Source organism: Caballeronia sp. LZ019 (genome assembly GCF_031450825.1).
Lineage (GTDB): Bacteria > Pseudomonadota > Gammaproteobacteria > Burkholderiales > Burkholderiaceae > Caballeronia.
The window spans coordinates 1-25169 of record NZ_JARTVZ010000002.1 but is presented as its reverse complement, the minus strand read 5'-3'; the positions used below and the strand labels follow the sequence as shown (position 1 = coordinate 25169).

General features: G+C 62.0%; 27 protein-coding genes and 1 pseudogene. 19 read left to right on the top strand and 9 right to left on the bottom strand.

Features of this window, described 5'->3' with window-relative positions:
* Positions 1 to 31: 31 nt before the first annotated feature.
* Genes P9255_RS03125 through P9255_RS03110 form a run of 4 tightly spaced genes read left to right on the top strand, consistent with a single transcriptional unit; the run spans position 32 to position 3021 of the window.
* The gene (locus P9255_RS03125; protein WP_309766669.1) at positions 32 to 913 is read left to right on the top strand and encodes a quinoprotein relay system zinc metallohydrolase 2; all 882 of its coding nucleotides are present in this window, start codon (positions 32 to 34) and stop codon (positions 911 to 913) included.
* A gap of 17 nt (positions 914 to 930) precedes the next feature.
* Complete coding sequence (locus P9255_RS03120; protein ID WP_309789139.1) at positions 931 to 1776, top strand: quinoprotein dehydrogenase-associated SoxYZ-like carrier; 846 nt, start codon at positions 931 to 933, stop codon at positions 1774 to 1776.
* Positions 1773 to 2690 carry an MBL fold metallo-hydrolase gene (locus tag P9255_RS03115; protein ID WP_309766667.1) on the top strand — a complete coding sequence of 306 codons (918 nt, stop codon included), beginning with the start codon at positions 1773 to 1775 and terminating at the stop codon, positions 2688 to 2690. Before P9255_RS03120 ends, P9255_RS03115 begins: the two co-directional genes overlap by 4 nt.
* Positions 2691 to 2712: 22 nt before the next feature.
* Complete coding sequence (locus P9255_RS03110) at positions 2713 to 3021, top strand: EthD family reductase (protein WP_309766666.1); 309 nt, start codon at positions 2713 to 2715, stop codon at positions 3019 to 3021.
* A 5-nt stretch (positions 3022 to 3026) separates the two neighbouring features.
* On the opposite strand, the gene P9255_RS03105 is transcribed toward P9255_RS03110, so the two are convergent.
* The 3 genes and pseudogenes from P9255_RS03105 to P9255_RS03095 all read right to left on the bottom strand — a co-directional run bounded on the left by P9255_RS03105 (position 3027) and on the right by P9255_RS03095 (position 5085).
* On the bottom strand, positions 3027 to 3773 hold the full coding sequence (locus tag P9255_RS03105; protein ID WP_309789138.1) for a Pr6Pr family membrane protein: 747 nt from the start codon (positions 3771 to 3773) through the stop codon (positions 3027 to 3029).
* A 9-nt stretch (positions 3774 to 3782) separates the two neighbouring features.
* Positions 3783 to 4369 (bottom strand): annotated as a pseudogene (gene phnN, locus P9255_RS03100) (phosphonate metabolism protein/1,5-bisphosphokinase (PRPP-forming) PhnN).
* Positions 4366 to 5085, bottom strand: a complete 720-nt coding sequence (locus P9255_RS03095; protein ID WP_309766661.1) for a DUF1045 domain-containing protein — start codon at positions 5083 to 5085, stop codon at positions 4366 to 4368. The pseudogene phnN and the gene P9255_RS03095 overlap by 4 nt, the downstream one beginning before the upstream one ends.
* Positions 5086 to 5155: 70 nt before the next feature.
* Between P9255_RS03095 and P9255_RS03090 the strand changes: the two genes are divergently transcribed.
* The 3 genes from P9255_RS03090 (at position 5156) to P9255_RS03080 (ending at position 8325) form a co-directional block, all read left to right on the top strand.
* Entirely contained in the window at positions 5156 to 6316 is a 1161-nt protein-coding gene (locus P9255_RS03090) for an alpha-D-ribose 1-methylphosphonate 5-triphosphate diphosphatase (RefSeq protein WP_309766659.1), read from the top strand.
* A gap of 151 nt (positions 6317 to 6467) precedes the next feature.
* Complete coding sequence (locus tag P9255_RS03085) at positions 6468 to 7832, top strand: MFS transporter (protein ID WP_309766657.1); 1365 nt, start codon at positions 6468 to 6470, stop codon at positions 7830 to 7832.
* A 205-nt stretch (positions 7833 to 8037) separates the two neighbouring features.
* The gene (locus tag P9255_RS03080; RefSeq protein ID WP_309789137.1) at positions 8038 to 8325 is read left to right on the top strand and encodes a hypothetical protein; all 288 of its coding nucleotides are present in this window, start codon (positions 8038 to 8040) and stop codon (positions 8323 to 8325) included.
* 85 nt (positions 8326 to 8410) lie between these two features.
* On the opposite strand, the gene P9255_RS03075 is transcribed toward P9255_RS03080, so the two are convergent.
* Positions 8411 to 8845 carry a VOC family protein gene (locus tag P9255_RS03075; protein ID WP_309766655.1) on the bottom strand — a complete coding sequence of 145 codons (435 nt, stop codon included), beginning with the start codon at positions 8843 to 8845 and terminating at the stop codon, positions 8411 to 8413.
* Positions 8846 to 8961: 116 nt separating this feature from the next.
* Between P9255_RS03075 and P9255_RS03070 the strand changes: the two genes are divergently transcribed.
* From P9255_RS03070 to P9255_RS03060, 3 genes are all read left to right on the top strand, one after another.
* On the top strand, positions 8962 to 9888 hold the full coding sequence (locus tag P9255_RS03070; RefSeq protein WP_309789136.1) for a LysR family transcriptional regulator: 927 nt from the start codon (positions 8962 to 8964) through the stop codon (positions 9886 to 9888).
* A 39-nt stretch (positions 9889 to 9927) separates the two neighbouring features.
* The gene (locus tag P9255_RS03065) at positions 9928 to 11004 is read left to right on the top strand and encodes an FUSC family protein (protein ID WP_309766653.1); all 1077 of its coding nucleotides are present in this window, start codon (positions 9928 to 9930) and stop codon (positions 11002 to 11004) included.
* 197 nt (positions 11005 to 11201) lie between these two features.
* On the top strand, positions 11202 to 11438 hold the full coding sequence (locus tag P9255_RS03060) for a hypothetical protein (protein ID WP_309766652.1): 237 nt from the start codon (positions 11202 to 11204) through the stop codon (positions 11436 to 11438).
* A gap of 39 nt (positions 11439 to 11477) precedes the next feature.
* Here P9255_RS03060 and P9255_RS03055 read toward each other — a convergent pair whose 3' ends face one another.
* Positions 11478 to 13001: an MDR family MFS transporter gene (locus P9255_RS03055; protein ID WP_309789135.1), complete on the bottom strand. Its 1524-nt coding sequence runs from the start codon at positions 12999 to 13001 to the stop codon at positions 11478 to 11480.
* 132 nt (positions 13002 to 13133) lie between these two features.
* Between P9255_RS03055 and P9255_RS03050 the strand changes: the two genes are divergently transcribed.
* Positions 13134 to 14489, top strand: a complete 1356-nt coding sequence (locus P9255_RS03050; protein ID WP_309766651.1) for an ATP-binding protein — start codon at positions 13134 to 13136, stop codon at positions 14487 to 14489.
* 111 nt (positions 14490 to 14600) lie between these two features.
* Complete coding sequence (locus P9255_RS03045; RefSeq protein ID WP_309789134.1) at positions 14601 to 15284, top strand: response regulator transcription factor; 684 nt, start codon at positions 14601 to 14603, stop codon at positions 15282 to 15284.
* Between the two features lie 35 nt (positions 15285 to 15319).
* Here the strand turns inward: P9255_RS03045 and P9255_RS03040 are convergent, their stop codons facing one another.
* Entirely contained in the window at positions 15320 to 15490 is a 171-nt protein-coding gene (locus P9255_RS03040; protein WP_309766648.1) for a DUF3563 family protein, read from the bottom strand.
* Between the two features lie 256 nt (positions 15491 to 15746).
* Here P9255_RS03040 and P9255_RS03035 point away from each other — a divergent pair, with 256 nt between their 5' ends.
* From P9255_RS03035 to P9255_RS03005, 7 genes are all read left to right on the top strand, one after another.
* Complete coding sequence (locus P9255_RS03035; RefSeq protein ID WP_309766647.1) at positions 15747 to 16112, top strand: hypothetical protein; 366 nt, start codon at positions 15747 to 15749, stop codon at positions 16110 to 16112.
* Positions 16113 to 16204: 92 nt separating this feature from the next.
* Entirely contained in the window at positions 16205 to 17380 is a 1176-nt protein-coding gene (gene dinB / locus P9255_RS03030; protein WP_309766646.1) for a DNA polymerase IV, read from the top strand.
* 105 nt (positions 17381 to 17485) lie between these two features.
* Positions 17486 to 18385, top strand: a complete 900-nt coding sequence (locus tag P9255_RS03025) for a TauD/TfdA family dioxygenase (RefSeq protein WP_309766645.1) — start codon at positions 17486 to 17488, stop codon at positions 18383 to 18385.
* 37 nt (positions 18386 to 18422) lie between these two features.
* Positions 18423 to 19445, top strand: coding sequence for an ABC transporter substrate-binding protein (locus P9255_RS03020; protein WP_309766643.1), 1023 nt, complete (start codon positions 18423 to 18425; stop codon positions 19443 to 19445).
* 105 nt (positions 19446 to 19550) lie between these two features.
* The gene (locus P9255_RS03015; RefSeq protein WP_309766834.1) at positions 19551 to 20375 is read left to right on the top strand and encodes an ABC transporter ATP-binding protein; all 825 of its coding nucleotides are present in this window, start codon (positions 19551 to 19553) and stop codon (positions 20373 to 20375) included.
* A complete protein-coding gene (locus tag P9255_RS03010; protein WP_309766641.1) occupies positions 20372 to 21250 on the top strand; it encodes an ABC transporter permease in 879 nt (292 codons plus the stop codon). Before P9255_RS03015 ends, P9255_RS03010 begins: the two co-directional genes overlap by 4 nt.
* Positions 21251 to 21337: 87 nt before the next feature.
* On the top strand, positions 21338 to 22138 hold the full coding sequence (locus P9255_RS03005) for an exodeoxyribonuclease III (RefSeq protein WP_309789133.1): 801 nt from the start codon (positions 21338 to 21340) through the stop codon (positions 22136 to 22138).
* Here the strand turns inward: P9255_RS03005 and P9255_RS03000 are convergent.
* The 3 genes from P9255_RS03000 to P9255_RS02990 form a co-directional block, all read right to left on the bottom strand.
* A complete protein-coding gene (locus P9255_RS03000; RefSeq protein WP_309789132.1) occupies positions 22135 to 22734 on the bottom strand; it encodes a phasin family protein in 600 nt (199 codons plus the stop codon). The two genes, P9255_RS03005 and P9255_RS03000, sit on opposite strands and share 4 nt — an antisense overlap.
* 142 nt (positions 22735 to 22876) lie before the next feature.
* Positions 22877 to 23710: an alpha/beta hydrolase gene (locus P9255_RS02995; protein WP_309766638.1), complete on the bottom strand. Its 834-nt coding sequence runs from the start codon at positions 23708 to 23710 to the stop codon at positions 22877 to 22879.
* A gap of 42 nt (positions 23711 to 23752) precedes the next feature.
* Positions 23753 to 25117 carry a nucleobase:cation symporter-2 family protein gene (locus P9255_RS02990; RefSeq protein ID WP_309789131.1) on the bottom strand — a complete coding sequence of 455 codons (1365 nt, stop codon included), beginning with the start codon at positions 25115 to 25117 and terminating at the stop codon, positions 23753 to 23755.
* Between the last annotated feature and the right edge of the window lie 52 nt (positions 25118 to 25169).

Sequence of the window (25169 nt, the reverse complement as noted above, 5' to 3'; positions counted from 1 at the left end):
AGTGCGCGCCCTTGTTTTGTTCGCGCTATGCATGTCGATGAAGACGTATGCCGCTCCGCCATTCGCGGTGCAGCCGATCGCACCGGGGAATTATGTGCATCGCGGTGACGACGATGTGGCGACCCCCGCTAATGGCGGCGATATCGCCAACGTGGGATTCATCGTCGGTGCACGTTGTGTCGCGGTGGTGGACACGGGCGGCACGCTTGCCGAAGGCCGCCAGCTTCGCGCCGCGATTCGCGCGGTCACGCCGCTGCCCGTTTGCTATGTCATCAATACGCACATGCATCCGGACCACATCTTCGGCAATGCGGCGTTCAAAGACGATCATCCGCAATTCGTCGGCAGCGCAAAGCTCGCGCAAGCAGAGGCGGCGCGCGCGGACAATTATCTCCGTGCGCTAAAGCGCGAACTCGGGGCGGCGGCCGACGGCAGCGAGATCATCGCGCCGACGCTGACGGTCGATACCGGCATCACGCTCGATCTCGGCGACCGCACGTTGACGCTGCAAACATGGAAAACAGCGCATACCAACAACGACATCACGGTATACGATGAGAGGAGCGGAACGCTATGGCTCGGCGATCTGCTTTTCGTCCGATGCATACCGGTGGTGGATGGCAGCGTCACCGGCTGGCTCGACGATATCGCCCGCATTAAGCAGATGAATCCGCGCCATGTGGTGCCGGGACATGGTCCGCTGGATGCGCCGTGGCCCGAGTCCATCGAAGCGCAAGAGCAGTACCTCGCGGAACTGGCGCGCGATGTGCGCGCTGCCATTAAACGAGGCAACACCATTCAGCAGGCCGTGGACACGGTAGGCGTCGATCAGCGCGACAAGTGGCTGCTGTACGAGGTCTATCATCGCCGCAACGTGACGGCGGCCTATGCGGAGCTCGAGTGGGAGAAGTAGCGGCACAGGAGGACATCATGATGAAGCGCATCGCAGTGTCCACGGCTTTGCTGGCATCGCTCGCGCCGTGCGTATCGCAAGCTGCATCGCCCGACGACGATCCCGACAAGGTCGCGCGCTGGCTCGACTTCAGGGAGGGCGCCTTCAAGGGCCGCACGATCGATTCGCGTGGCGACGCGGTCATCAAGCTGGATGCACCGGCGCGCGCAGCAGACGCGGCTGTCGTGCCCATTGCGATCAACGCGCAGTTCCCGCAGACACCGGCGCGTTACATCAGCAAGGTCTATCTCTTCATCGACGAGAATCCGGAGCCGTATGCGGGCTCGTTCGAATTCACGCCCGAGTCGGGTCTCGCGAGCATCGAAACGCGTGTTCGCGTCGAAGACTACACGTTCATGCGCGCGATAGCCGAAACCAACGACGGCCATCTCTATAGCGCCGTGCGTTTCGTGAAGGCATCGGGTGGCTGCTCCGCCCCCGCCGACAAAGACGACGACGCCGCCGAACGCGCAGCGGGCGCCGTGCGTCTTCAAGCCGAAGGCAAGCCCGCAGGCGGAAAGCCCGAGCTTGCGCAAGTGATGGTTCGGCACCCTAATCGAACCGGCATGGCGATGAACCAGATCACGCGAAACTACGCGACCGCCTATTTCATACGCAAGGTGGCTATCACGTATGCCGGCAAGCCGGTGATGACCGCGAACGTCAACTTCTCGATCAGCGAGAACCCGAATTTCCGCTTCTATTTCCTGCCGGAAGGAAATGGCGAATTGAAGGCGCATATCGAGGATACAAAAAACAAGACGTTCGAGAGCGCCGTCGCAATCGATGCGCAATCGGGTCCTCAAACGTCGGCCATGAAATGAGGGCCGCGATTGCTCTGGTGCTGTTTGCGTTCGCTCATCTGGCGATGGCCGCGCTGGCCGGCATGCCCGCGCCGGTGGCCATTGCACCGGGCGTGTACGCGTTCATCGGTACGGGCGATGCGGTTGCGCCTGCGAATCATGGCGTCGTTGCAAACAACGGCTTCATCGTGGGAACGAACGGCGTAACGGTGATCGATACCGGGCCGTCGTATCGCTATGGCCGCGCGATGATCGAAGCCATCCGCAAAGTCACGCCCTTGCCGGTCAGGCTCGTCATCATCACGCATCAGGCGCCGGAGTTCGTGTTCGGCGCGGCGGCGTTTCGCGACCGGGGCGTGCCCATACTCTCTCACGTTCGCACGGCGCAATTGATTCGCGAGCGATGCGCCATCTGTCTTGCGAACTTGCGCAAGACGCTTGGCGAAGACGAGATGGCCGGCTCTCGCGTGACGGTGCCCGACCGCACAATCGATGGCACGACGGAGATGGAAAGCGGCGGACGCAAGCTGCAATTGCTGCATTTCGGCCCAGCAAGCACGCCGGGCGATCTCGCGGTGCTCGATACGCAGACGGGCGTGTTGTTCGCGGGCAGTCTCGTCTCCAATGGACGCATCCCTGAACTGCGCAACGAGCAGATTCCGGGCTGGCTCGGCGCACTCGAGAATGTACGCGCGCTCGATCTCAGGACTGTCGTGCCCGCATTCGGGCCTCCGCTCGGAGGCGACGACATCATGCAAACAGGGGTCTATCTGCGTCAACTGGATGCGTCGGTGAAGCGCGCCTATAAGGACGGCGTCGGTCTCACCGATGCAATGCATTCGATACAGACGCCGGATTTCAGCGGCTATAAGCTCTATGCGATAGCGCAGCCGCAGAACGTGCAACGCCTTTATCTGCAGTTGGAAAAGCAATGAACATCAACGTGAGGAGACAACGATGGCCCAGCTCGTAGCCCTGTACAAGACCCCGTCCGACAACGAAGCCTTCGACGCCTATTACACGTCGACGCACGCGCCGCTTGCTAAAAAAATGCCTGGGCTAAGAAGCTATCAGGTGAGTAACGGGCCGATTGCGTTGCCGCAAGGCGAATCGCCGTATCACCTCGTCGCGCTGCTCGAATTCGATTCGCTCGATGCGATCCGGTCCGCGCTTGCATCGCCCGAAGGCCAGGCGACCGCTGCGGACCTCGGGAATTTCGCACAGGCCGGCGTCGACTTGCTGATGTTCGATACGAAAGACGCCTGAGCAAATCATCGCTGTGCGCCCGAGTCGGCCATGTCGTCGGATTCCGCCTCCGGGTCGGGCACGCTCAAGTCCTCACGCCGGTGATTGATGACGAGAAACACGCTCATCAACACGAGGAAGGCGACGACAAGCAGCGTCGCATTAAAGAAGACGCGTTCGTAGCCCAGCTCTGCAACGTTGATGAACCAGTACGGATAGAACGCCGACGAACTGCCGCGCCATAGTGTGATGAACAGATAACACAGCGGATAAACGAGCCACAGCGCGCATCGCCGCCATGAAAGATGGAAGCGCGGCACGAACAGGAACCAGTAAAGCGCGGCAAGCAAGGGCACGACCGTATGCAGCGTCTCGTTCACGAGCGCGCGATACCCCGACGGCGTCCACCAGAAACGCAGCAGGGTGTTATAGGCGATGCCGACGAACACGATATACACGACGACCGCAGTCACAACGGGCGGCTGACGAAAGAAGCGCGCGATGGGCGCATTCGCACGCGTCGCGACGCATGTGAAGCACAGTGCCGTGAGCAGCACGGTCAGATTCGTCAGATAGCTGCTCATGCGCGCGAGGCCGCCGATCACGGTCAGGCCGCGACCGAGCGAACGCGCGATGCTCAAATCCGTCTGCGCTGCGATGGCGAGCCAGGCGATCATCGCGATGGCGGCCGCCGTGGCGAGCGATGCGGTACTGGGCGTATGAAGCGGCAAGGCGTGCTCGTGCCGCGGCGAGTTCATGGGTGGCTTGGGCATTCGCCCATTCTATCGGCGCGTGAGATGCCGTGCCGGGCGCTGCCGTGCGGCTTCTTCGACGACGCCCAAGAAACGAGAGCCGGCCTCCGCAAGCAGGCCCGAATTGTCGATGCGTACGATGCGCGCCTCGGCAGGCAACTCGAGTGAGGGCTTGCGCAGAAGGCGTGCTTCGATCTGTCGCGCGTCTTCACGTCCGCGTCGCGCGAGCCGCGCCGCCAGCCGGCGGGGGCGGCATCGATATGAACGAAGCGCGCATCGGGATAACGTGCAAGTGCCGCAAGCGCATGCTGTCGCGAGCCGTTCACGACGACCGGCACCCCGCGTGCGAGCCACGCATCGAGTTCGATGCCGACGCCATAGCGCAAGCCGAGGCTTTCCCAATGCATCGCGAAGAGGCCGTGTTCCGCGCGCGATGCGAATTCATCGTGGGTCAGCGCGATGTGATTCTCGCCATCGCCGAAAGCACGCGTGATATAGCGGTGCGCGAACATCGCGCTTGCACCGACGCGCTCGCGCGCAAATGCGAGCAACGCGTCCTTGCCCGCGCCCGATGGGCCCATCACATAGATCAGTCCTGCGCTGTCGAGCTGTCTCATGCTTCGTCCTGTGCGGTCTTAAAGGGCACGCGCTGCCACAGCATGAACGGCGCGCCCGGTTCCCGTTCGATGAACAACGCCGCGCCTCGAACGGGAAGCGGCCCGAGTTGCCCGATGCGCTGCGCCCAGTGCGACTCGATCGACGCGCGCGCGTTCGTATCGTCGAGGGAATCGGAGAGGGTCATGTGGAAGCGGTATTCATCGAGCACATAGGGATAGCCCCATTCCCGCAGCAGCGCAATCTGACGAGCGCTCATGCCCGTGTGAATGCGCCGCTCGATGCTTTCGACCGAGGGCTCCGCCCGCAACGATGCAAACGCTTGCAGCGCGCTGGCCGCAATGGCTCTCGTGCGTGCGTCGTCTTCGTCGTTCGCGGCGCGCAGCGCCATGAAGCCATTCATCTGCGCGACGCGCACCGGCATATCGAAGCCACGAACCTCGCTGGCCCACGCACGCGCAGCCGCAAGCACGTCCGCCCATGCAACACCCGCAGCCGGATGAAACGGCGCCACGATGGTCGCGTGCCAGCCATAGCGACGCGGCGAATGCGTCCACGCGTGGCTGCTCGCTGGATTCTCGCGCCCGCTTTCGGCATCTCGGCCGAGCCATTCGCAGCCTTCACGCCACCATGCCGACGATGCAGGCGGCGAGTAATACAGCGCGACGCGTGCAATGCGCTCCGCCGCTTTATCATTCGATTCAGATGTGACTGTCATATGCGTCGCCTGACTATGCTGGTCCGATTGTAATGCTCAGGCGGCCGCCATTCACTCACGCCGAACAACAATGCAAGCGCAACGGAACTCTACGGACATGCTGATCAGGAACGCGCGGATCGTCACACGCGATGAAGCTTTCACGGGCGTCATGCGCATCGAAGACGGATGTATCGCCGACATTGCGACGGGCAACACGGCGGCGCGCGATGCGATCGACTGGAACGGCGACTATCTGCTGCCGGGGCTGGTCGAACTGCATACGGACAACATCGAAAAGCATCTCGCGCCGCGTCCCGGCGTGCTATGGAATCACGAAGCGGCCATCATCGTGCATGACGCGCAGGTGGCGTCGGCGGGCATTACGACCGTATTCGATGCGCTCGGCGTGGGCTCGCGTCCCGACGACGCGTTGCGCGGCCGCGCGGTGCAGGTCGAGTGCGCGCAAGCCATCGGCAAGCTGGCCGAAAGCGGACTCTTGCGTGCGGAACATCTGCTGCACCTGCGCTGCGAAGTCGGCACGACGGATGTCGTCGAAGTATTCGATTCGCTCAGCGCGCACCCGCTTTTCAGGCTCGCGTCGGTGATGGACCACACACCGGGTCAGCGTCAGTGGCAGGACCACGAGAAGTGGCGCGCGTTTCAGGAGCGTCATGGCAAGTGGAGCGACGCGCACGCGCAAGCCGCGCTCGAGCAGTGGTCCGCACAACAGGTGCGCTATGCAGCGGAGCATCGCAGGCAGATCGTCGCGCGGTGCAATCGGCTGAACATACCGCTCGCGAGCCACGACGATACGCTCGTCGAGCACGTCGAAGAAGCCGTGCGCGACGGCATCGCGCTCGCCGAATTCCCGACGACGCTCGAAGCGGCGCGCGCGGCACGCGCTCACGGCATCGCGACGATCATGGGTGCGCCGAATATCGTGCGCGGCGGATCGCACTCGGGCAACGTATCGGCGATGGAACTCGCGCGCGAAGGGCTGCTCGACATTCTGTCTTCCGATTACGTGCCGTCGAGCTTGCTCATCGCAGTGTTCGATCTCGTCGATGACGCGGGCTGGACTCTGCCGCGCGCGGTATCGGCTGTTTCATGGGCGCCTGCGCACGCAGCGGGGCTTCGCGACCGCGGCGCCATTGCAATGGGCCTGCGTGCGGATTTCGTGCGCGTCGCACGGGCGCAAGGACTCGTCGTGCCGCGTGAGACCTATCGCGCCGGCTCGCGCATCTGCTGAAGATCATTGTCATTTCCGGGTATCCCCGCGTTGCGGATGCATTCGTTGTTGCGTACTCTCACGCGAATCGCATAGTTCGCTATGTGAATCGCTGTTCGCGTAACGAACATCTTGGCGAACATCTATTGCCTCTCTACGTAAAGGGAATGAAGTGAGCAGAAGTCCTAGCGTGAACGTCCAGACGTTCATCAACGAGCATCCGTTCTCGCCGTTTCAGTGGCTCATCTTCGGGATGTGCTTCGTGATCGTCCTCCTGGATGGCTTCGATACGGCCGCGATCGGCTTTATCGCACCGTCGCTCGTGACGGAATGGCATATCAGCCGGCCCGCGCTCGCGCCGGTGCTGAGCGCGGCGCTATTCGGCCTCGCAGCGGGCGCGCTGCTTTCCGGGCCGCTATCGGATCGGCTCGGTCGCCGGCTGATGCTGCTTTCATCGGTCATTCTCTTCGGCGTCGCGTGCTTTGCGTCGGCCTATTCGGCGGACATCACGCAACTCACGGTGCTGCGCTTCGTCACGGGCCTCGGCCTTGGCGCTGCAATGCCCAACGCGGTCACGATGATGAGTGAGTTTTGCCCCGACAACAGGCGCGCCACGCTCATCAATCTGATGTTCTGCGGCTTTCCTTTGGGCGCGGCTTTCGGCGGCTTCCTCGCGGCATGGATGATCCCGCACTTCGGCTGGCGCAGCGTGCTGTTCCTCGGCGGCGTCGCTCCGCTGGTGCTGTCGGTGCTGTTGCTGCTCGCGCTGCCCGAATCGGTGCGTTACATGGTGGCGAAGGCCAGGCCCGTCGAAAAAATCCGCGCGACGCTTGCACGCATTTCCCAGGATGCGCGCAACGCCGGCTCGTTCTTCATGACCGAAGCCGCACCGACGGTGCAAGGGCAAAGCGGCATGAGCGTCGTGCTGTCGCGTTCGTATATCGTCGGCTCGGTCATGCTCTGGCTCGCCTATTTCATGGGCCTCGTGATCTTCTATGCATCGATCAACTGGATGCCGATTCTCCTCAAGGAATCCGGTCTGAACCCGCAACGCGCGACGCTGATCTCCGCATTGTTTCCGCTCGGCGGCGTGGGCGCGGTGTTGCTCGGCGTGCTGATGGACAAGTTCAATGCGAACCGCATCATCGCGGCCTGCTATGCGTTGACCGCAGTGAGCGTGTATTGCATCGGACAGGCGGCGGGCAATGTCGGCTTGCTGGTGCTGGTCGTCTTCCTTGCGGGCGTGCTCATGAACACGGCGCAATCGTCGATGCCCGCGTTGGCTGCAGCGTTCTACCCGACGCAAGGCCGCGGCACGGGCGTCGCATGGATGCTGGGCATCGGCCGCTTCGGCGGTATCGCGGGATCGTTCCTCGTCGCGGAACTGACGCGCCTGCACTTCACGTTCGGCGGCATTTTCGCTGTGATTGCAGTGGCGGGCCTCATTTCGGCGGTGGCGCTGCTGATCAAGCAGGCGGCGCATCCGCAAGCAAAGACCTCGGGCGATCTCAAGGCCACGGGGCCAGTCGGACACTAAGTTTTTTCAGCCGATGATGTGACGACGCCTCGCGTGGCAAGACCACACGAGGCGTTTTCTTTTTAGCCGTCATCGATTCGTCAGACCGTGGCACGTCCCGTGCTCCTGACCGGAATGCGACGAGCCGCCGTGTGTCATGCGCGCGGCTCAGCATGCAGAACAATGCACGAATCGCATTTGCAACCGCTAACAGGAGTCATTGGACATGAAACGTATCGCTCTCTCGTGCGCTGCTGGCGCATTCGCTCTCGTCTGTGCATCGGCATTCGCACAGGACAACCCGCCGAGTTCCGCTACGGGCCTGCAAGCCGGCGACAATGCGCAAACCACGACGCAAGGCTGGGGCGGCTCGCACAAGTCGACGCATTCGAAGAAGTCGCACAGCGGCAGTCATTCGTCATCGATGAAGACCGGCCCTTCCACCGCGCCTGGCGGCACCGCAACGCCTAGCGGCCCGGGCGCACCGGTCAGCGCGAGCGGCTCCGGTCAGTAAGCCTTGGCGCAGCTGATGTAAAAAGCGGGACGCTTCCAGGCGTCCCGTTCTTTTTCCTGGCGCGTTCATGCAACGTCGCAAGCGTTCATTTCGCAAACAGCGATGCCATGTTCGCAAAGGCCTTGACCTCGACAGCATTGCCCGAGGGGTCGAGAAAGAACATCGTCGCCTGCTCGCCGACTTCGCCCTTGAAGCGAACATGGGGCTCGATGATGAAGCGCGTACCCGCAGCCTTCAGCTTTTCAGCAAGCGCTTCCCACTGAGGAATCGACAGCACGACGCCGAAATGGCGCACCGGAACGGCATCGCCATCGACGGCGCTGGTCGCGCGATGTCCCACTTCGTCAGGCGCGAGATGCGCGACGATCTGATGCCCATAGAAGTTGAAATCGACCCAATCATCCGAACTGCGTCCTTCGGGGCAGCCGAGCAGATCGCCATAGAACTCGCGCGCGGCGGCGAGGCTATGAACCGGAAACGCGAGATGAAACGGCGGCATGACGTCTTGCGGGGTGCTCATGTTATTGATCCTTGTCCTGGCTTGGGAGAAAGAGGGCTCCGATTCTATTGATAAAAAATCGTGCTGAAAAACGATATATTCCGGGAGTCAGCTCAAAGAAAATCGATCAATCGGACATGCTGCGCGAACTCAGGACTTTCATCGCGGTGGCGCGCCACGGCACCTTTGCGGGGGCGGGCGCGCATATCGGTCTGACTCAATCGGCGGTCAGCGCGCAGATGCAGCGGCTGGAAGCGCATCTCGGCTTCGCGCTATTCGATCGCACCGGCCGTTCCGCCACGCTCAACAATGCGGGCCGTCGAACGCTTGAACTTGCCGATGAACTCATTGCGCTCTACGCGCGGCTTGCAGAACCCGAAGGCGACGATGGACGCGGAGGAACGCTCGGCGTGGGCGCGATCGCATCGGCGCATGCGGTCCTCTTGCCCGATGCGATCGCCATGTTCCGTCGCACGTTGCCTGCATGGCGCATTCGCATCGTGCCGGGTGTATCGCTCAATCTGCTCGCGCAGGTCGATGCCGGCGAAACGGACATGGCCGTGATCATTCGTCCGCCTTTCTCTTTGCCGTCCGAGTTGCAATGGCGCACGCTCGTTGCGGAGCCATTTGTCCTGCTCGCGCCGAGTGCGTATAAAAAGAAGTCCTGGCGCGAGCTGATCGAAACTCAGTCGTTCATTCGCTATGACCGTCGCTCGTTCGGCGGGCGGCAGGTGGAACTGTTTCTGCGCAAGAAGCGCATCGATGTGCATGATGCAATCGAGGTCGACGAACTGCAGGGGATTGCGCAGCTCGTCGCGCGCGGAATGGGCGTGGCGTTGGCGCCGAAATCCGCAGGCATCGGCGCATGGCCGCGCGGCGTGGTTGCCCTCGATCTCGGCGACGATACGTTCTATCGCGAGATCGGCCTCGTCGAGCGTACGCGGCGCCTTCGCGACGATGCGGCGACGCGCCTCGCCGACTGCATCGTGCAAGCGGCGGCGCAGGGTGCGCGCGCTTCTTCATCGACCGGAAACATACGCAGGACCCGCAAAAAGACCGCCTAGAATGCGATGCAGGCCGGTTCCTATCCGAGGTGAATTGCAATGAACGACGGGCAACTGCGGGGCGTGCGTCTTATCACTGCTATGAGCACCTGGCTCGACGGTATCGACCCCGGTACGCATCGACGCATCAAAGGCTTGCGTCTCGTGACGGCCTACGGTCTCGCGGCGGCCATCGGCGCATTGCATGACGTCACGCGCGAGGTGCCGGCGAGCGTATCGGTCGGCACGCTTGCGGCAACGTTCGCGCTTTGGGCAAGCGTGTCCGAAGCGCGAACGTCGCGCGCGAAATCGAGCCGCGACCTGACGATACTTTGCGCAGCCGCCGCACTCGGTGCGCTGACATTCGCGTTACTTGTCGCGCTGTTTCGCGATCCCGGGGGCGGCGGCGCGGAGTGGATTCTGGTGACGGGCGCGTTCTGCGTGGGCTATTTCAAGCGCTTCGGCATAACAGGTGCGGGCATCGGATCGCAAATCTATATCGGCCAGCTCGTGGCCTTCGCGATGAATCTGGCGCTTACGGATGCCTGGGCCATCGCGCTTGCATTGTTCATCGCGATGATCGCCGCTATCGTGCCGCGCCTTCTTAGTGGACCGGCCGAGCGGCCCGTTGTCTTGCCGGCGCTCGCTTCGGAGACGGCCTACGGCGAACGCGTGATATCGCCTGCCTTCGCAATGGGCCTGCAAGCCGCAAGCGGCGCGCTTGCCGTGGTGCTGCTCAATGCTGCGTTCGGGCTGACGGAATCCGCATGGGCGATCACTGCATGCGTGTATGTGGTCGCGACATCGGCCGTGGGCACGACAGAACGTGTGCGGCGGCGCATCTATGGAACGTTGATCGGCGTGCCCATTGGCCTCGTCTGCTTGCCGCTCGCCGAGCACGCTCCACTCGTCGTCTGGACGATGGCCGCGCTTGCAATGATCGTCTATGCAATGGCCTTGCCGGACCGCTATGACATCGCTTGCGGCGCATTCGCGTTTGCGCTCATCGTGACGCTTGCGGCGAGCGGCGTGCATTCGGTGCCGCTGCTCGCAGCGCGCGCGTGGGAGACGCTGCTCGGCGGCGCCTTAGGACTTATATCCGCGCGGCTCGTATTTCCTCTAAGAACGTTGCATTAGCGTGCTTCGGCCTCAAGGCGCCGCAACGTGCAAAGGACTTCATTCAAGGCCCGCCCGCCCATTCTTATCCACGCTTCTGTGGGGATTTCAACGGGAAAGCACGCACGTAGACTGCGTGCACATTTCGGAAGGTCGCTTGCTGAACCCGTGCAATGAGGCCGATGAAGTGGATCTGCGAAACCCTCAGGAGCACGATCATGACGAGCAAACTCAGTGGCGTTGTCTTTGTTGCAGCTTCGCTTGCCGCGACTTATGCGCTTGCAAGCGGCTATGGTCCCGCACCGCATTACAAGCCCTCGACCGGCGCGCCGGCGTCGCAGCAGGGCATGAACATGCAAACCATTGCCGCCGATGAAGCCGCGCCACAGCGCAATAACGATGAAACCGCGTCGAAAGACAAGCAGGACAGCCCGCTCATTCAGGCGCAGGATTGAGCGGTCGAAAGCTCAAGAGGCATCGGCGCCAGAGTGATGTCATGCGTCGATGCCGATATGTCTTTCCGCACGCTTGCCTTCCTCAGCGCCGACCGTTTCGACAGTCTCGCGCGCACGGCCGATTTCGACGGCCGGCATTAAGAGCATCGATATCACGGCGCCGATCGCAATGATCAACATCGACATGAAAGTCAGATGGAGCGCGTGATGCAGCGCAAGGCGAATCTCCGTATTCGTTGCGAAACTGCCCGGCACGGCCGTCAGCAATTGCTTCAATTGATCCGCGCTGACTGACGGCAAGCCGCTCGCGTGCGTCAGCCCGTAGTTTTGCACCGCGCCGAATATAGCGGCGCCGAGCGTATTGCCGAGATTGCGCGCGAACAGGTTCGATGCAGTCGCGCTGCCGCGTTCCGACAGCGTGACGATTTCCTGAATGAGGATCAGGCACGACACGCTCAACACGCCCATGCCGAAGCCCATGACTGCGGAGCCGAGACCAGCCAGAACCGGACTCGCTTGTGGCGTCAGCAAGACGAACGGAATCGCGCCGAGCGGAATGAACACCGTGCCGCCGACAAGCAGACGCCGCAGCCCGATGCGAGTGAACGTGCGCGATGTGAACGTCGCGCCACTCGGCCATCCGACCATCATCATCGTCAGCGTGAGGCCCGCCTCGACCGGCGAGCGATGCATCACGCCTTGCACGTACATCGGCAGGAACGTGGTGAGGCCCATCAACGCCATGCCGGCGAGGAGGGTCGCTGCATTACCGGCTGCAATCGGGCGATGCGCCCAGAGGCCGAACGAGATCATCGGATCGGCGGCGCGTCGCTCCTGCAGCACGAATAGCACGCTGGCGACGATGAACACCGCGACTTCCACGCCGACACGCGCATGATCTGCACTGCCCGCATCGGTAAGCGCCATCATCAGCGAAGCCACGGCCGCCGTGAAAAGACATGCGCCCGCGAGATCGATGGCGGGACGCTCGTGGCGTTGCGCTTCGTGCAGGAACATAACGAAGAGCAAGGCTGCGAGCAGACCGATCGGCACGTTGATCCAGAAGATCCACGCCCACGAGAAGTGACGAATGAGCAGCCCGCCGACCATTGGACCGAGCACGGCGGACACGGCCCAGACGCTGGCGAGATAACCTTGCACCTTGCCGCGCTCTCGCGCCGGATAGAGATCGCCGACGACGGTGAGCGCGACCGGCAGGATCGCGCCCGCACCGACGCCCTGTATGAGACGGAAGACGATCATCGCGGGCATCGACGATGCAAAGCCCGCGAGCACCGAGCCGATCAGAAAAATGGCGATGCCGGCGAGTATTGCGGGCTTGCGGCCATAAAGATCCGCCAGCTTGCCAAAGACGACAGTCAGCGCCGTCTGTGTGAGAAGAAACGACGAGAACACCCAGCTATACAGATTGAGTCCGCCGAGTTGCGTGGCGATCTGCGGCATGGCGGTGGAGACGATGGTCGCTTCGATAGCGACCATCGCCATCGACGCCATGACGGCGGCAATGACGAGAGGGCGAGTGGTTTGCTTGGGCGGCGGCATGTGTCGGTCGATCGAGATGCAGCGGCATTGCGCGAGATTCGCCGCTAAGGGAAGCGTCATGGTATCCCGGCGGGCGAAACGCTGCTTTAGTGTATTGATCGACGAACCCACTCAATCGCGCAGTGCAAGGACATGATCAAATCGCTAAGAAATCAATTGGTCGTCGCGCTCGGCTTGCTCGTCACCGCGATCGGCATCGTGCAGGGCGTGAGTTCATATCACCTGAGCAAGGCCGGCATCAACGCGCTGCTCGATCTGCGCCTCGAACAAGTAGCCGCGCGCATGCGCGACGGCTTTGCGGAAAGCCTTCCGAAGAATCCCGCGCGCGGATCGCAGGATGATCGCGATGTCGTCGTCGTGCTCTGGAAGCCGGGTCGGGATGCGCCGTTTCGCACGACGGATCCATCGCTACGCTTCTCGCCCGACGCGCAGCCGGGTTTCTCCGACGCCACCTTCAACGGCGAAGACTGGCGCATCTTTACGCGTGCAGAACCGACCATGACGATCCAGGTCGCGCAGCGCTCGGCGGTGCGCCGCGCGCTGGCGGAAGAGAACGCCACCCGAACGCTGTGGCCCATTGCCGTGCTGTTGCCGCTGATGTGGATAGCCGTCGTGCTCGTGGTGCAGCGCTCGTTACGCGAACTCAATCGCCTCGGCGGCGAAGTGCGGGGCATCGACGCGGGGCATCTCGCTCCGCTGCCGACCGTCGGCGTGCCTGCCGAAATCGCGCCGTTCATCCGGTCCATCAATACGATGATCGAGCGGCTCGCGAAGTCGATCGAAAGCGAACGCAAATTTATCGCGGACGCCGCGCATGAATTGCGCACGCCGCTTACCGCGCTGCAGCTGCAGGCAGACAATCTCGCGCCGCATATCGCACCCGGCAATCAGGAGCGGTTCCGCGAATTGAGGCGCGGCATTGCGCGCAGCGGCAGTCTCATCGCGCAACTGTTGAGGCTCGCACGCGCGGATGCGCCCTTGAACGACGACGCATTGGCGCGCGTGGATCTTTCTACCGTCATCAAGGACGCCATCGCGGATGTGCTGCCGATTGCGTTTGAGCGCAGCCTCGATGTGGGCGCGGAAGAAGTGGTGAGTACCTACGTGCGCGCAGTCGAAGCGGATGTTTGCATCGCGGTGATGAATCTCTTGTCCAATGCCGTGCGCTATACGCCCGATGGCGGGACCATCGATGTGCGCATGCGTCGCGATGAAGGCAAGGTGTGGGTCGAGGTTGTCGACACGGGTCCGGGCATCGTGGAGGATTTATTGCCGCGGGTATTCGACCGATTTTTCCGCGCGAATGCGGATGTCGAGGGCAGCGGGCTGGGGCTTTCCATCGTCAAGGCCATCGCGCTTCGTTACGGCGGCGAAGTCACTTTGCGCAATCGCGACGACGGGCGGTCGGGCATTGTCGCGGCAATCGCTTTTGCCGTCGATGAAAGCGCCGGCGATTTGCCTAAGCAAAGCAATGCCGCAAGCGCCTGAGCGCCGACTACAATTCATTCGCCACCCGCCGCGATGAGCGCCCACGACCGGTCGTGCTTTTGCATCGCCTCGCGCCTCGACGTTTGCCCACTGCATCATGCAAGGTGCAACATGCGAATTCTTCTGATCGAAGACGACGTGCAGATCGGCACGAGTCTGATGCGCGCGTTGAAAGACGCGGATTACGCAGTCGACTGGGTGCGCGACGGCAACGCGGGCCGCAAGGCGATGGACGCCGCCGAGTACACCGTGGCGCTGCTCGATCTCGGCTTGCCGGGCATGACCGGGATTGAATTGCTGCGACAGGCGCGCACGGCCGGCAACGCAACGCCTGTGCTGATTCTCACGGCACGCGACGATCTCGACACGCGCGTGCAAGGTCTCGACCTCGGCGCGGACGACTATCTGCTCAAGCCCTTCGACATGCCCGAACTGCTCGCGCGAATTCGTGCGGTATTGCGCAGGAAAGCGGGCTACGCAGTCTCGCGTCTGGGCGACGATTCCATCAATCTCAATCTCGACCAGCGAACGCTGACCTGCGGCGAGACATCCGGCGTGTTGTCGGCGCGTGAATTCGCGTTGATGCACGCGTTGATGGAACGCCCCGGCACCATCTTTTCGCGCGATCAGCTCGAAGATCGTCTCTACGGCTGGGGCAAGGAAGTCGAGAGCAACGCGGTGGACGTGCTCATTCATTCCGTGCGCAAGAAATTTGGCGCAGGCGTCATTCGCAACGTGCGCGGTCTTGGCTGGACCGTCATGCTCGGCCAAAGCGGCCGCGACGTCGCCAAATAGCGCGCGTTAAAAGGAAGCCGCATCGTCACGCGATCTCACTGAGCCGCAAAAAAAGGCAGTGTGTAGCTGGGCGCTTCCTGCTCGACATGACGCATGCGGCGCTCCAACTCCGCGATATCGATCGATGAAGCGAAATAGGTGTCTGTCCCGGCGTCGCGGCGACTGCACATGAAATCGCCGAGGGACTTGTAGAGGCGTTGGAACATGATGAACTCCGTTATCTTTGAGCCACTAAGGACACGACGCTCCTCCTAGGCGAGCCTGGAAGCAGTCGTCGATGCAAGGCGGCTTAGGCTTCACGAATTAGCCGTTAATGAGGCAGACGAAAGCGTTCGTCAGCGCACGATGTCGTTTTATCGGAGCACTGCCGCGGCGCACCATCACGTGCTATCTTGTTTCAATACGGAACGTAAGCGCGTGCTTCAGCGCCTCTCGTCGAAACGTCTTTCGTGAACTGCCGCCATGAACGATGTCCCTCGTACTCTTAGTGCCCGCGATCGCGTCGAACTGCTTTGCTGGCTCACGTGCGGCAGCCTGGGCGCGTTTTATCTGAATGGCGACTGGCCGGCGGCGTCATTCCACGTGCAGGCGGCTCATAAGTGGCTCGACCGGCATCAGCGGTTCGCGGACTGGCTGACCGTCGCGAAACTTGCGGCCATTGCCCGCGATCTTGCGACGCGTCATTGCGCGATGCTCGAAGCCGACTGGGCGCGCGACGCCGTCGAAGAAATCCTCGATAGCGAAGACCTCAACTATCAGTCGGACGTCGTGAGGCAGGTCTTCGACGACTGCCGCCGCGCGCTCGCGGAAAAGCGCACGCCGGAATAGGCCCAATCGACGCACTGGCGAAAATCACTGTATGAATGTACAGTAGGCCATTTTCTGTCCGGCCTTTCAGCCTTTGAGTCTTCTCGCCGTCGATGAACGCTACGCATGATCCGGTCAAGCGCATTGCGCATCTCGACATGGACGCGTTCTTTGCGTCCGTGGAGTTGCTTCGCTACCCGGAGTTGCGCGGGCAGCCGGTCGTCGTGGGCGGCGGTCGCAATGCAATGCCGGAAACGCTTCCGGACGGCACGCGCCGCTTCGCGCGGCTGCGCGATTACGCGGGCCGCGGCGTCGTAACCACATCGACTTACGAGGCGCGAAACTTCGGCGTGTTCTCCGCAATGGGCATGATGAAGGCGGCGCAACTCGCGCCGGACGCCATTCTGCTGCCAACGGATTTTGAGTCGTATCGTCACTATTCGCGCCTGTTCAAAGCGGCAATCGCGAGCTTTACGACGCAAATAGAGAATCGCGGTATCGACGAGATTTATATCGACGTAAGCGATCTTCCGGGAGATTCCGCCGATATCGGCAAGCGCATGAAGAATGCGGTGTTCGATGCGACCGGACTGACGTGCTCCATCTGCATCGCGCCGAACAAGCTGCTTGCAAAGATCGGCTCGGAGCTCGACAAGCCCGATGGCCTCACCATCCTCACGATGGAAGACCTGCCTACGCGCATCTGGCCGCTCGCTGCGCGCAAGGTGAATGGCATCGGCCCGAAGGCGAACGAAAAACTCGCGGCGCTCGGTCTGCTGACCGTGGGCGATATCGCCGCCGCTGATCCCGGCTTGCTTCAGACGCATTTCGGCCCCACGTACGCGGCGTGGCTTGCGCGGATCGCTCAGGGACAGGACGATCGGCCTGTCGTGGTCAGTTCCACGCCGAAGTCGATGAGTCGGGAAACCACCTTTGAGCGCGACCTGCATCCGAAGCACGACCGCGCGACCTTGTCGGCCAAGTTCACCGACCTGTGCAAGCGCGTCGCCGAAGATTTGCAGCGCAAGGGCTACGTGGGCCGCACGGTCGGCATCAAGCTGCGCTTCGACGACTTCCGCACCGTCACGCGCGATCTGACGATTCCCATCGCAACCGCCGATGCCGCGGAAATTCGCCGTGCGGCGACGGAATGCCTCAAGCGCATTCCGCTAGAGAAACGACTGCGCTTGCTTGGCGTGCGAATGAGTGCGCTAAGCGTGCCTGGAGAAGGGAGTGTGTTCATCGCGCCGGTGCAGGTCGAATTGCCTTTCGATACGGCCGACGAGTGAATAAGTCTTTAGCGCGCCGGCGAATAAGGAAATCGCGTATCGTTGTTTGCTCATGCGATGCGCGCGGCGTAGATTGGTCGTCTATTCGCCGTTTAGAAAGCAACCGTGACGACTCTCTCTCCGACTCGCGAGGCTTCCGAAGAAGCCGTCGATCAAGGCATTACCATTCGTCCGTTCGAAGGACCGCTAGGCGCGGAAGTCATCGGTCTCGATCTGGCAAGGCCGCTTTCGCAAGCGGATCTCACACGCATTCATCGCGCGCATCTGGACCATCACGTGATCGTGTTTCGCGACCAGCGCATCACGCCTGAGCAGCAAGTCGCATTCAGCAAGCGCTTCGGTCCGTTGCAGAAGCACGTGCTGCATCAGTTCGCGCTGAGCGGGCATCCCGAAGTGCTGATCGTGTCGAACATCGTCGAAAACGGCAAGCCGATCGGCCTCGGCGATGCAGGCCATTTCTGGCATTCGGACCTTTCATACAAGGAGAAGCCGAGCCTCGGCTCGATGCTGCATGCCCAGGAATTGCCGGCGACGGGCGGCGATACGCTCTTCGCCAATCAGCATCTCGCGTGGGACACGCTGCCCGCGCATCTGAGGCAAGCGGTCGAGGGGCGCACGGCAGAACATACGTATCTCGCCAAATATGCGGAGCTGCAAAAGCGCAGTCCGTGGCGGCCGAATCTCACTACCGAACAGATCGCCGAAGTGAAGCCTGTCGTGCAACCCATCGTGCGCACGCATCCCGAGACCGGGCGCAAGGCGCTCTTCGTCAGCGAGCACTTCACGACGCGCATCATCGGCATGCCGGAGGATGAAAGCCGCGCGCTGCTCGATGAAATCTTCGCGCATAGCGTGCAGCCTGCCTTCGTCTATCGTCACGCCTGGCGCGAGCATGACATGGTGTTCTGGGACAACCGCTCGGTCATGCATCTCGCGGCGGGCACGCCGGACGATCAGCGCCGCAAGCTGTATCGCACGACGATCGAAGGCGACACGCCTTTCTGACATCACACCGAATAGTCCATAAAACACGGGGTTTTCGATGCATTCTCGACAAGGGAAGGGCGCATGGCGCGCGCTCGCCGCCGCACTGGCGCTGTCGATCGGAGGAGGCGCGTCCAACGCCTATGCCGAAGGGACGTTGCGCATAGCCGAACAATATGGCGTGGTGTATCTGCTGCTCAATGTGGCGCGCGACCAGAAGTTCATCGAGCAGGAAGGCAAGAAGCAGGGCATCGATATCAAGGTCGACTGGGCGAAGCTTTCGGGCGGCGCGAGCATCAACGATGCGCTGCTTTCCGGTTCCATCGATATCGCCGCTGCAGGCGTCGGACCTTTGCTGACCATCTGGGATCGCACGCATGGCCGGCAAAACGTGAAGGGCGTTGCATCGCTCGGCAATCTGCCGTACTACCTCGTGTCGAACGATCCGCGCGTGAAGACCATCGCCGATTTCACGGAAAAAGACCGCATCGCGGTGCCGGCGGTAGGGGTATCGGTGCAATCGCGGGTGCTGCAATATGCAGCCGCCAAGCAATGGGGCGACAAGCAATACGATCGCCTCGACAAGCTCACGCAAGCGGTGCCGCATCCGGATGCGGCGGCGGCGATCATCGCGGGCGGCACGGAAATCAACGCGCACTTCGGTAATCCGCCGTTCCAGCAGCAAGAACTGGCGGGCAATCCCAAGGCGCATATCGTGTTGAACTCATACGACGTGCTCGGCGGCCCCAGTTCGGCGACCGTGCTCTACGCAACCGAAAAATTCCGCAACGCGAATCCGAAGACGTATCGCGCTTTCGTCGATGGCCTCGCCGACGCCGCGCGCTTCGTCACGCAACATCCGGAAGAAGCCGCTGACATTTACTTGCGTGTCAATCAGGCGAAGATCGACCGCGGTCTGCTGGTGAAGGTCATCAAGGACCCGGCGGTTCAGTTCAAGGTCGCGCCTCAGAACACGTTCGCCCTTGCGCAGTTCATGCACCGCGTCGGTGTCATCAAGAACGAACCGAAGTCATGGCAAGACTATTTCTTCAGCGATCCCGCCACCAAGGACGGAAGCTGAAATTCATCCGCTTATCGACGATGCTGCATTGGATATGCGCAATGATTGTTTAGCGCGCGAAGCGCACGCCGGTATCTTGGTGGTTTGCTTATAAGCGTTGCAATGATGGCTGCAAATCCCCATTTGCTGTATCCGGTCGAAGGCGGTCGAGCCGCTGCAACGAGCGGAAAACTGCTGTCCGCGCGTAACGTGACACTCGAATACCGCACGCCGGAGCGTCTCGTGCGCGCGACGCACGACGTGAGCTTCGACGTCTACGGCGCGGACCGTTTCGTATTGCTCGGCCCGTCGGGTTGCGGCAAGTCAACCTTGCTCAAGGCGGTTGCGGGCTTCATCGAGCCGGTGACGGGAAGCATCGAGATCGATGGCGAACGCGTGACAGGACCGGGCGCGGATCGCATCGTCGTGTTTCAGGAATTCGATCAACTGCCGCCGTGGAAGACGGTGCTGCAGAATGTCGCGTTTCCCTTGCGCGTGGCTCGCAAGCTGAGCCGCGCCGAAGCACGCGAACGCGCGCTTCACTTCCTCGACAAGGTCGGACTCGCGCGGTTCGCCGATGCTTATCCGCACACCTTGTCGGGCGGCATGAAACAGCGCGTCGCCATTGCGCGTGCGCTCGCGATGCAGCCACGCGTCCTGCTGATGGACGAGCCGTTCGCCGCACTCGATGCGCTGACGCGCCGCCGCATGCAGGAGGAGCTGCTGCGCCTGTGGAGCGATGAGCGCTTCACGCTGCTGTTCGTGACGCATTCGATCGAAGAGGCGCTCATCGTCGGCAATCGTATTCTGCTTCTCACTCCGCATCCGGGACGCGTGCGTGCCGAGCTGAACAGTCATCAGTATTCGCAGGAAAGCGTGGGGCGTGGCGAGTTTCAGCAAAGCGTCGCGCGCATTCATCGCCTTCTGTTCGAAGAGGAGGCCACGCGATGAGCACGCCGCAATTCATGGAGCCGCCCGTTCGGCCCGAGTTCGAAGCCGTTCCGTCAGCGCCCGCTCAGACGCCACATGAAGCGCCGCTGCCGCTTGCCACGCGCCTCACCGATCGCGCATGGCTGCGCAAGACGCTGATCGCGCTGGTATTGATCGGCATATGGGAAATCGCAGCGCGCTTCGTCGATAACGATCTGCTGTTGCCGACCTTCAGCGCGACATGCGCGGCCTTCGTGCAGGGCGTTCTCTCCGGCGAACTGATCGAGAAGGTCGCGATATCGATGTCGGTGCTGCTGCGCGGCTATTTTCTCGGCGCGGCGCTCGCGTTCGTGCTGACATCGCTTGCGGTTTCAACGCGCATCGGCCGCGACATTCTTTCGATGCTCACCGCGATGTTCAATCCCTTGCCGTCGATCGCGCTATTGCCGCTCGCCTTGCTTTGGTTCGGGCTGGGCACGGGCAGCCTGCTGTTCGTGCTCGTGCATTCGGTGTTGTGGCCGCTCGCGCTCAATACCTATGCGGGCTTTCAGGCGGTCCCTTCCACCTTGCGCATGACGGGGCGCAACTACGGGCTCACCGGACTACGGCATGTCGTGCTCATTCTCGTGCCGGCTGCATTGCCTTCCATTCTCGCCGGTTTGCGCGTGGGCTGGGCGTTCGCGTGGCGCACGCTGATCGCGGCGGAACTCGTGTTCGGCGCGAGCTCGGGCAAGGGCGGTCTCGGCTGGTACATCTTCCAGAATCGCAACGAGCTATATACGGATCGCGTGTTCGCGGGACTGGCCGCGGTCATCGTGATCGGGCTCGCGGTGGAGCATCTCGTATTCGATACGGTCGAGCGCGTCACGGTTCGGCGTTGGGGCGTTCACTCGTAAGTTCAGCGGTGCGACGATACCTGCGGCACGCATCGTGCGTCGCGCGTAGGATCGTCAAACACGCCATCGACCGATGGACACCGCCGAATGAAGATCGCGACCTTCAACATCAATGGCATTCGCTCGCGTCTCGATGCGTTGCTGACATGGCTCGAGCGAGAAGCGCCGGAAGTCGTGTGCCTGCAGGAACTGAAAGCAACCGATGCGCAATTTCCCGCTGCGGCCATTGAAAAAGCGGGCTATGGCGCGCTTTGGCATGGGCAGGCGTCGTGGAATGGCGTCGCCATTCTGGCGAAGGACACGCAACCGATTCTGAGCCGGCGCGGCCTGCCGGGCTTCGAGGACGATACGCACAGCCGCTATATCGAAGCGGCCGTGCATGGCATCCTCATCGGCTGTCTTTATCTTCCTAACGGCAATCCGCAGCCCGGCCCCAAGTTCGATTACAAGCTCGACTGGTTCCAGCGATTCAACGCGCATGCAGCGTCGTTGTTCGAAAGCGGACATCCTGTCGTCCTCGCCGGTGATTACAACGTCGTGCCGACCGACGACGACATCTACAACACGCGCTCATGGAAGAAAGACGCGCTATTGCAGCCGGAAAGCCGCGCCGCATATGCAGAACTTCTCGCGCAAGGGTGGACCGATGCCTTGCGCGAGAAGCATCCTGACGAGCGCATCTATACGTTCTGGGATTATTTCCGTCAGCACTGGCAGACGAATTCGGGGCTTCGCATCGATCACATTCTGCTGAGCAAAGACCTCGCTCCGAAGCTCCAGGATGCGGGTGTCAACAAATGGGTGCGCGGCGAACCGCACGCGAGCGATCATGCGCCCGCGTGGGTCGTGTTGAAGGAATCGCGCAGCAGAAAGAAGGCTTCTGCTTAGCTTTGACGTCTCGACGATGCGCGCGATGCCTTGGCGATCGGCGTTTCGACGGTTTCGCCCAATTGCTGGGGCGCGTTCGCTATCTCGCTGGCAATGTCGCCGCTTGCATCGAGAATGACGCCGCTCGTCTCCTGAGCCGCTTGCGTTGCTTCGCTTGCGGTTTCGGCGAGATTCGTAATGACCACGCCGGTTTCCTGAGCCGCGGATTGGGCGGTTTCCTGCGCTTCGTTCGTGGCCGTATCGAACAGGCCCTTCAGCGTGATCCCGTTGCGCTCGTATTGATTGCGCACTTCGCCGAGAATGTCCGCCTCTGTCAACGTGATGATGGACCACACGTTCTGTCCATACGAAGCCGCCTTGAGCGGAATCTGCGCGAACAGCGCGGATTGCCAGCCGAGCACGCTCGAGCCCGCGTCTTCGCCGGGCTTCAGCAGGTTATTGCTTTCCTCGATCACCGTGCGGACCGTTTGAACGTTGAGTTCGGTCAGTTCCTGCAAGCCGCTCGCAAAGCGGCCGCTTGCATTGAGAAACGCCTGCAGATTGGCGCGTGCGATCGAAGGAATTTGATAAGCGATATTGCCGGGATACTGAAACATTGACCGCTCCTCTCAGGTATGGAATAAAAATCGGTAAATGGAGCGCGCCGCGCGGCGCATGGCTCATCGAATACGAGTTGGTTCTGACGAAGCGCACCGGCAGCGGTTCCCATCCGGGGACTGAATTTTTAAAGCACGGTCGTCAGTCGGGGTCGTGAACTTCTTGCTTCTCGCGCGTTTTGATGAACGCCAGAAATTGCATCACCTGCGTGCGTCCGCCCTTGCGCCAGACATCGACATGATCGGCGCCTTCTATGAACGCGAGATGTTTGTCGCCTCGGGCGGCATCGAAAAGACGCTGGAAATGCACGGGTGGAATCACGAAATCCCGCGTGCCGCCATAGATCAAGATCGGCGCGTGAATCGATCCGATCTTGGCGAGATTGTCGTAGCGGTCGCGGGCCAGATATCGCACGGGAAAGAGTCTGAAGCGTGCAGCGGCGACATCGACGATGCTCGTGAACGGTGCTTCGAGTATCAGCGCATCGATGCGGCGCTCGCTTGCCAGCTGCACCGCTACGCCCGAGCCCAAAGAATAACCGTGCAGCACGATCGAGCGCGAACGCGCGGCGGCATAGGCGTAAGCGGCGCGCGCATCGGCATACAGGCCGGCTTCGTGCGGCTTGCCGGGATTGCCGCCATAGCCGCGATATTCCGCAAGCAACACGCCATAACCGGCTTCGATCAATTCCAGCGCGATATGCGCGCGCTGCGTCAGGTCTTCACCGTTGCCATGAAAAAGCAGCACCGTCGGCGATACCGCATCCGGTGGCGGGCTGAAGCGCGCGATCAGATCCAGACCGTCCTCGGTTCTTACGATGATCGGTTGCGTGTGAGCGTCGAGCGTCGCGTCAACGACCGTTTGCGTCTGCTCCAACGGATAGACGAGCCGGCCTTGCAGCCAGTAAAGCGCCGCCAGTGCGGCGAGATACGCCAGCACGATGGCGGCAAGCAGAATCCCCAGCAATTGCATCATCGAGCGCGGCCGATTACGTGGCGATAGCCGCATGATAGAGCGTCACGCGTTGTCATCGCCCTGGCGCAGGCTCAGGGGCATGTCCGCTGCGATTTCGCGCTGCACGTCGTCGGTCGGCCGGCCTTGATTGAACAGCGCGTTCAGCAGGATCGCCACGACCGCGGTCAGCGTGATGCCGCTGTGCGTGAGCGGTCCCGCCCAGGCGGGCATCTGGCCGAAGAACGTGGGAGCGGTCAGCGGGATGACGCCCACGCCGAGACTGATCGCGACGATGAGCAGATTGTTCTTCCTGTCGAAATCGACCTTGCTGAGAATTTTCACGCCGGTTGCCGCGACCATGCCGAACATCGCGATGCCCGCGCCGCCGAGCACGACCACTGGTATCGATGCGATCAGATTCGACAGCTTCGGCAGGAGCCCGAGCAGCATCAGGATGACGCCCGATACCGCGACCACCCAGCGGCTTTTCACGCCCGTGATGCCCACGAGCCCGATGTTCTGCGAAAACGACGAATGCGGGAACGTGTTGAAAATTCCGCCGATGACCGTTCCCAGACCGTCCGTGCGCAGGCCGCGTGTGGCGTCGCCGCGCGAGACGGGCCGCAGCGCGAGATCGCCGAGCGCGAGGAACATGCCGAGCGACTCGACCATGATCACGACCATCACGAGGCACAGCGACGCGATCGCCGCGAGATCGAAGGTCGGCATGCCGAACGCGAACGGCCTCACGGGCGCGAACCAGGCCGCCCGCCCGATGCCGGAGAAATCGACGAGGCCGAGCGGCAGCGCAATCGCAAAGCCGACCGCCATGCCGAGCAGCACCGAAATATTGCCGATGAAGCCGCGCAGATACTTGTTGATGAGCAGGATCACGAGCAGCACGATACCCGCGATCATCAGGTTGCGCGGATCGCCGAAATGCTGTGCGCCGCGTCCCCCGCCGGCCCAGTTGATCGCGACCGGAAAGAGCGTCATGCCGATGGTGAGGATGATCGTGCCGGTGACGATCGGCGGAAAAAACCGCATCAGCCGCCCGAAGAACGGTGCTATCACGATGGCGAACACGCCCGCCGCGATGGTCGCGCCGAAGATCGCGGGCAGGCCGGCGCCCGATGACGCCATCGCGACCATCGGCCCGACGGGCGCGAAGCTCACGCCCATGATGACCGGCAGGCGAATGCCGAACTTCCAGATGCCGATGCACTGCACGAGCGTCACGACGCCGCACGCGAAGAGGTCCGAGCTGATGAGGAACGCCACCTGGTCCTTCGGCAGCCTGAGCGCCGCGCCGATGATGAGCGGCACCGCGATTGCTCCGGCATACATGACGAGCACGTGCTGGATGCCGACTGCGAGCATCTGACCGAAAGGCAGCACTTCGTCGACAGGATGAGTCGTGTAGGACATCGGCGCTCCGGCGTGGCGTTTTAAGGATGCCGTTTCAGTATTGCACCGCCGG

Coding starts and splice junctions, on each gene's coding strand:
- P9255_RS03125 (WP_309766669.1), top strand. CDS start 32: ATGTCGATGAAGACGTATGCCGCTCCGCCATTCGCGGTGCAGCCGATC.
- P9255_RS03120 (WP_309789139.1), top strand. CDS start 931: ATGATGAAGCGCATCGCAGTGTCCACGGCTTTGCTGGCATCGCTCGCG.
- P9255_RS03115 (WP_309766667.1), top strand. CDS start 1,773: ATGAGGGCCGCGATTGCTCTGGTGCTGTTTGCGTTCGCTCATCTGGCG.
- P9255_RS03110 (WP_309766666.1), top strand. CDS start 2,713: ATGGCCCAGCTCGTAGCCCTGTACAAGACCCCGTCCGACAACGAAGCC.
- P9255_RS03105 (WP_309789138.1), bottom strand. CDS start 3,773: ATGCCCAAGCCACCCATGAACTCGCCGCGGCACGAGCACGCCTTGCCG.
- P9255_RS03095 (WP_309766661.1), bottom strand. CDS start 5,085: ATGACAGTCACATCTGAATCGAATGATAAAGCGGCGGAGCGCATTGCA.
- P9255_RS03090 (WP_309766659.1), top strand. CDS start 5,156: ATGCAAGCGCAACGGAACTCTACGGACATGCTGATCAGGAACGCGCGG.
- P9255_RS03080 (WP_309789137.1), top strand. CDS start 8,038: ATGAAACGTATCGCTCTCTCGTGCGCTGCTGGCGCATTCGCTCTCGTC.
- P9255_RS03075 (WP_309766655.1), bottom strand. CDS start 8,845: ATGAGCACCCCGCAAGACGTCATGCCGCCGTTTCATCTCGCGTTTCCG.
- P9255_RS03070 (WP_309789136.1), top strand. CDS start 8,962: ATGCTGCGCGAACTCAGGACTTTCATCGCGGTGGCGCGCCACGGCACC.
- P9255_RS03065 (WP_309766653.1), top strand. CDS start 9,928: ATGAACGACGGGCAACTGCGGGGCGTGCGTCTTATCACTGCTATGAGC.
- P9255_RS03060 (WP_309766652.1), top strand. CDS start 11,202: ATGACGAGCAAACTCAGTGGCGTTGTCTTTGTTGCAGCTTCGCTTGCC.
- P9255_RS03055 (WP_309789135.1), bottom strand. CDS start 13,001: ATGCCGCCGCCCAAGCAAACCACTCGCCCTCTCGTCATTGCCGCCGTC.
- P9255_RS03050 (WP_309766651.1), top strand. CDS start 13,134: ATGATCAAATCGCTAAGAAATCAATTGGTCGTCGCGCTCGGCTTGCTC.
- P9255_RS03045 (WP_309789134.1), top strand. CDS start 14,601: ATGCGAATTCTTCTGATCGAAGACGACGTGCAGATCGGCACGAGTCTG.
- P9255_RS03040 (WP_309766648.1), bottom strand. CDS start 15,490: ATGTTCCAACGCCTCTACAAGTCCCTCGGCGATTTCATGTGCAGTCGC.
- P9255_RS03035 (WP_309766647.1), top strand. CDS start 15,747: ATGAACGATGTCCCTCGTACTCTTAGTGCCCGCGATCGCGTCGAACTG.
- dinB (WP_309766646.1), top strand. CDS start 16,205: ATGAACGCTACGCATGATCCGGTCAAGCGCATTGCGCATCTCGACATG.
- P9255_RS03020 (WP_309766643.1), top strand. CDS start 18,423: ATGCATTCTCGACAAGGGAAGGGCGCATGGCGCGCGCTCGCCGCCGCA.
- P9255_RS03015 (WP_309766834.1), top strand. CDS start 19,551: ATGGCTGCAAATCCCCATTTGCTGTATCCGGTCGAAGGCGGTCGAGCC.
- P9255_RS03010 (WP_309766641.1), top strand. CDS start 20,372: ATGAGCACGCCGCAATTCATGGAGCCGCCCGTTCGGCCCGAGTTCGAA.
- P9255_RS03005 (WP_309789133.1), top strand. CDS start 21,338: ATGAAGATCGCGACCTTCAACATCAATGGCATTCGCTCGCGTCTCGAT.
- P9255_RS03000 (WP_309789132.1), bottom strand. CDS start 22,734: ATGTTTCAGTATCCCGGCAATATCGCTTATCAAATTCCTTCGATCGCA.
- P9255_RS02995 (WP_309766638.1), bottom strand. CDS start 23,710: ATGATGCAATTGCTGGGGATTCTGCTTGCCGCCATCGTGCTGGCGTAT.
- P9255_RS02990 (WP_309789131.1), bottom strand. CDS start 25,117: ATGTCCTACACGACTCATCCTGTCGACGAAGTGCTGCCTTTCGGTCAG.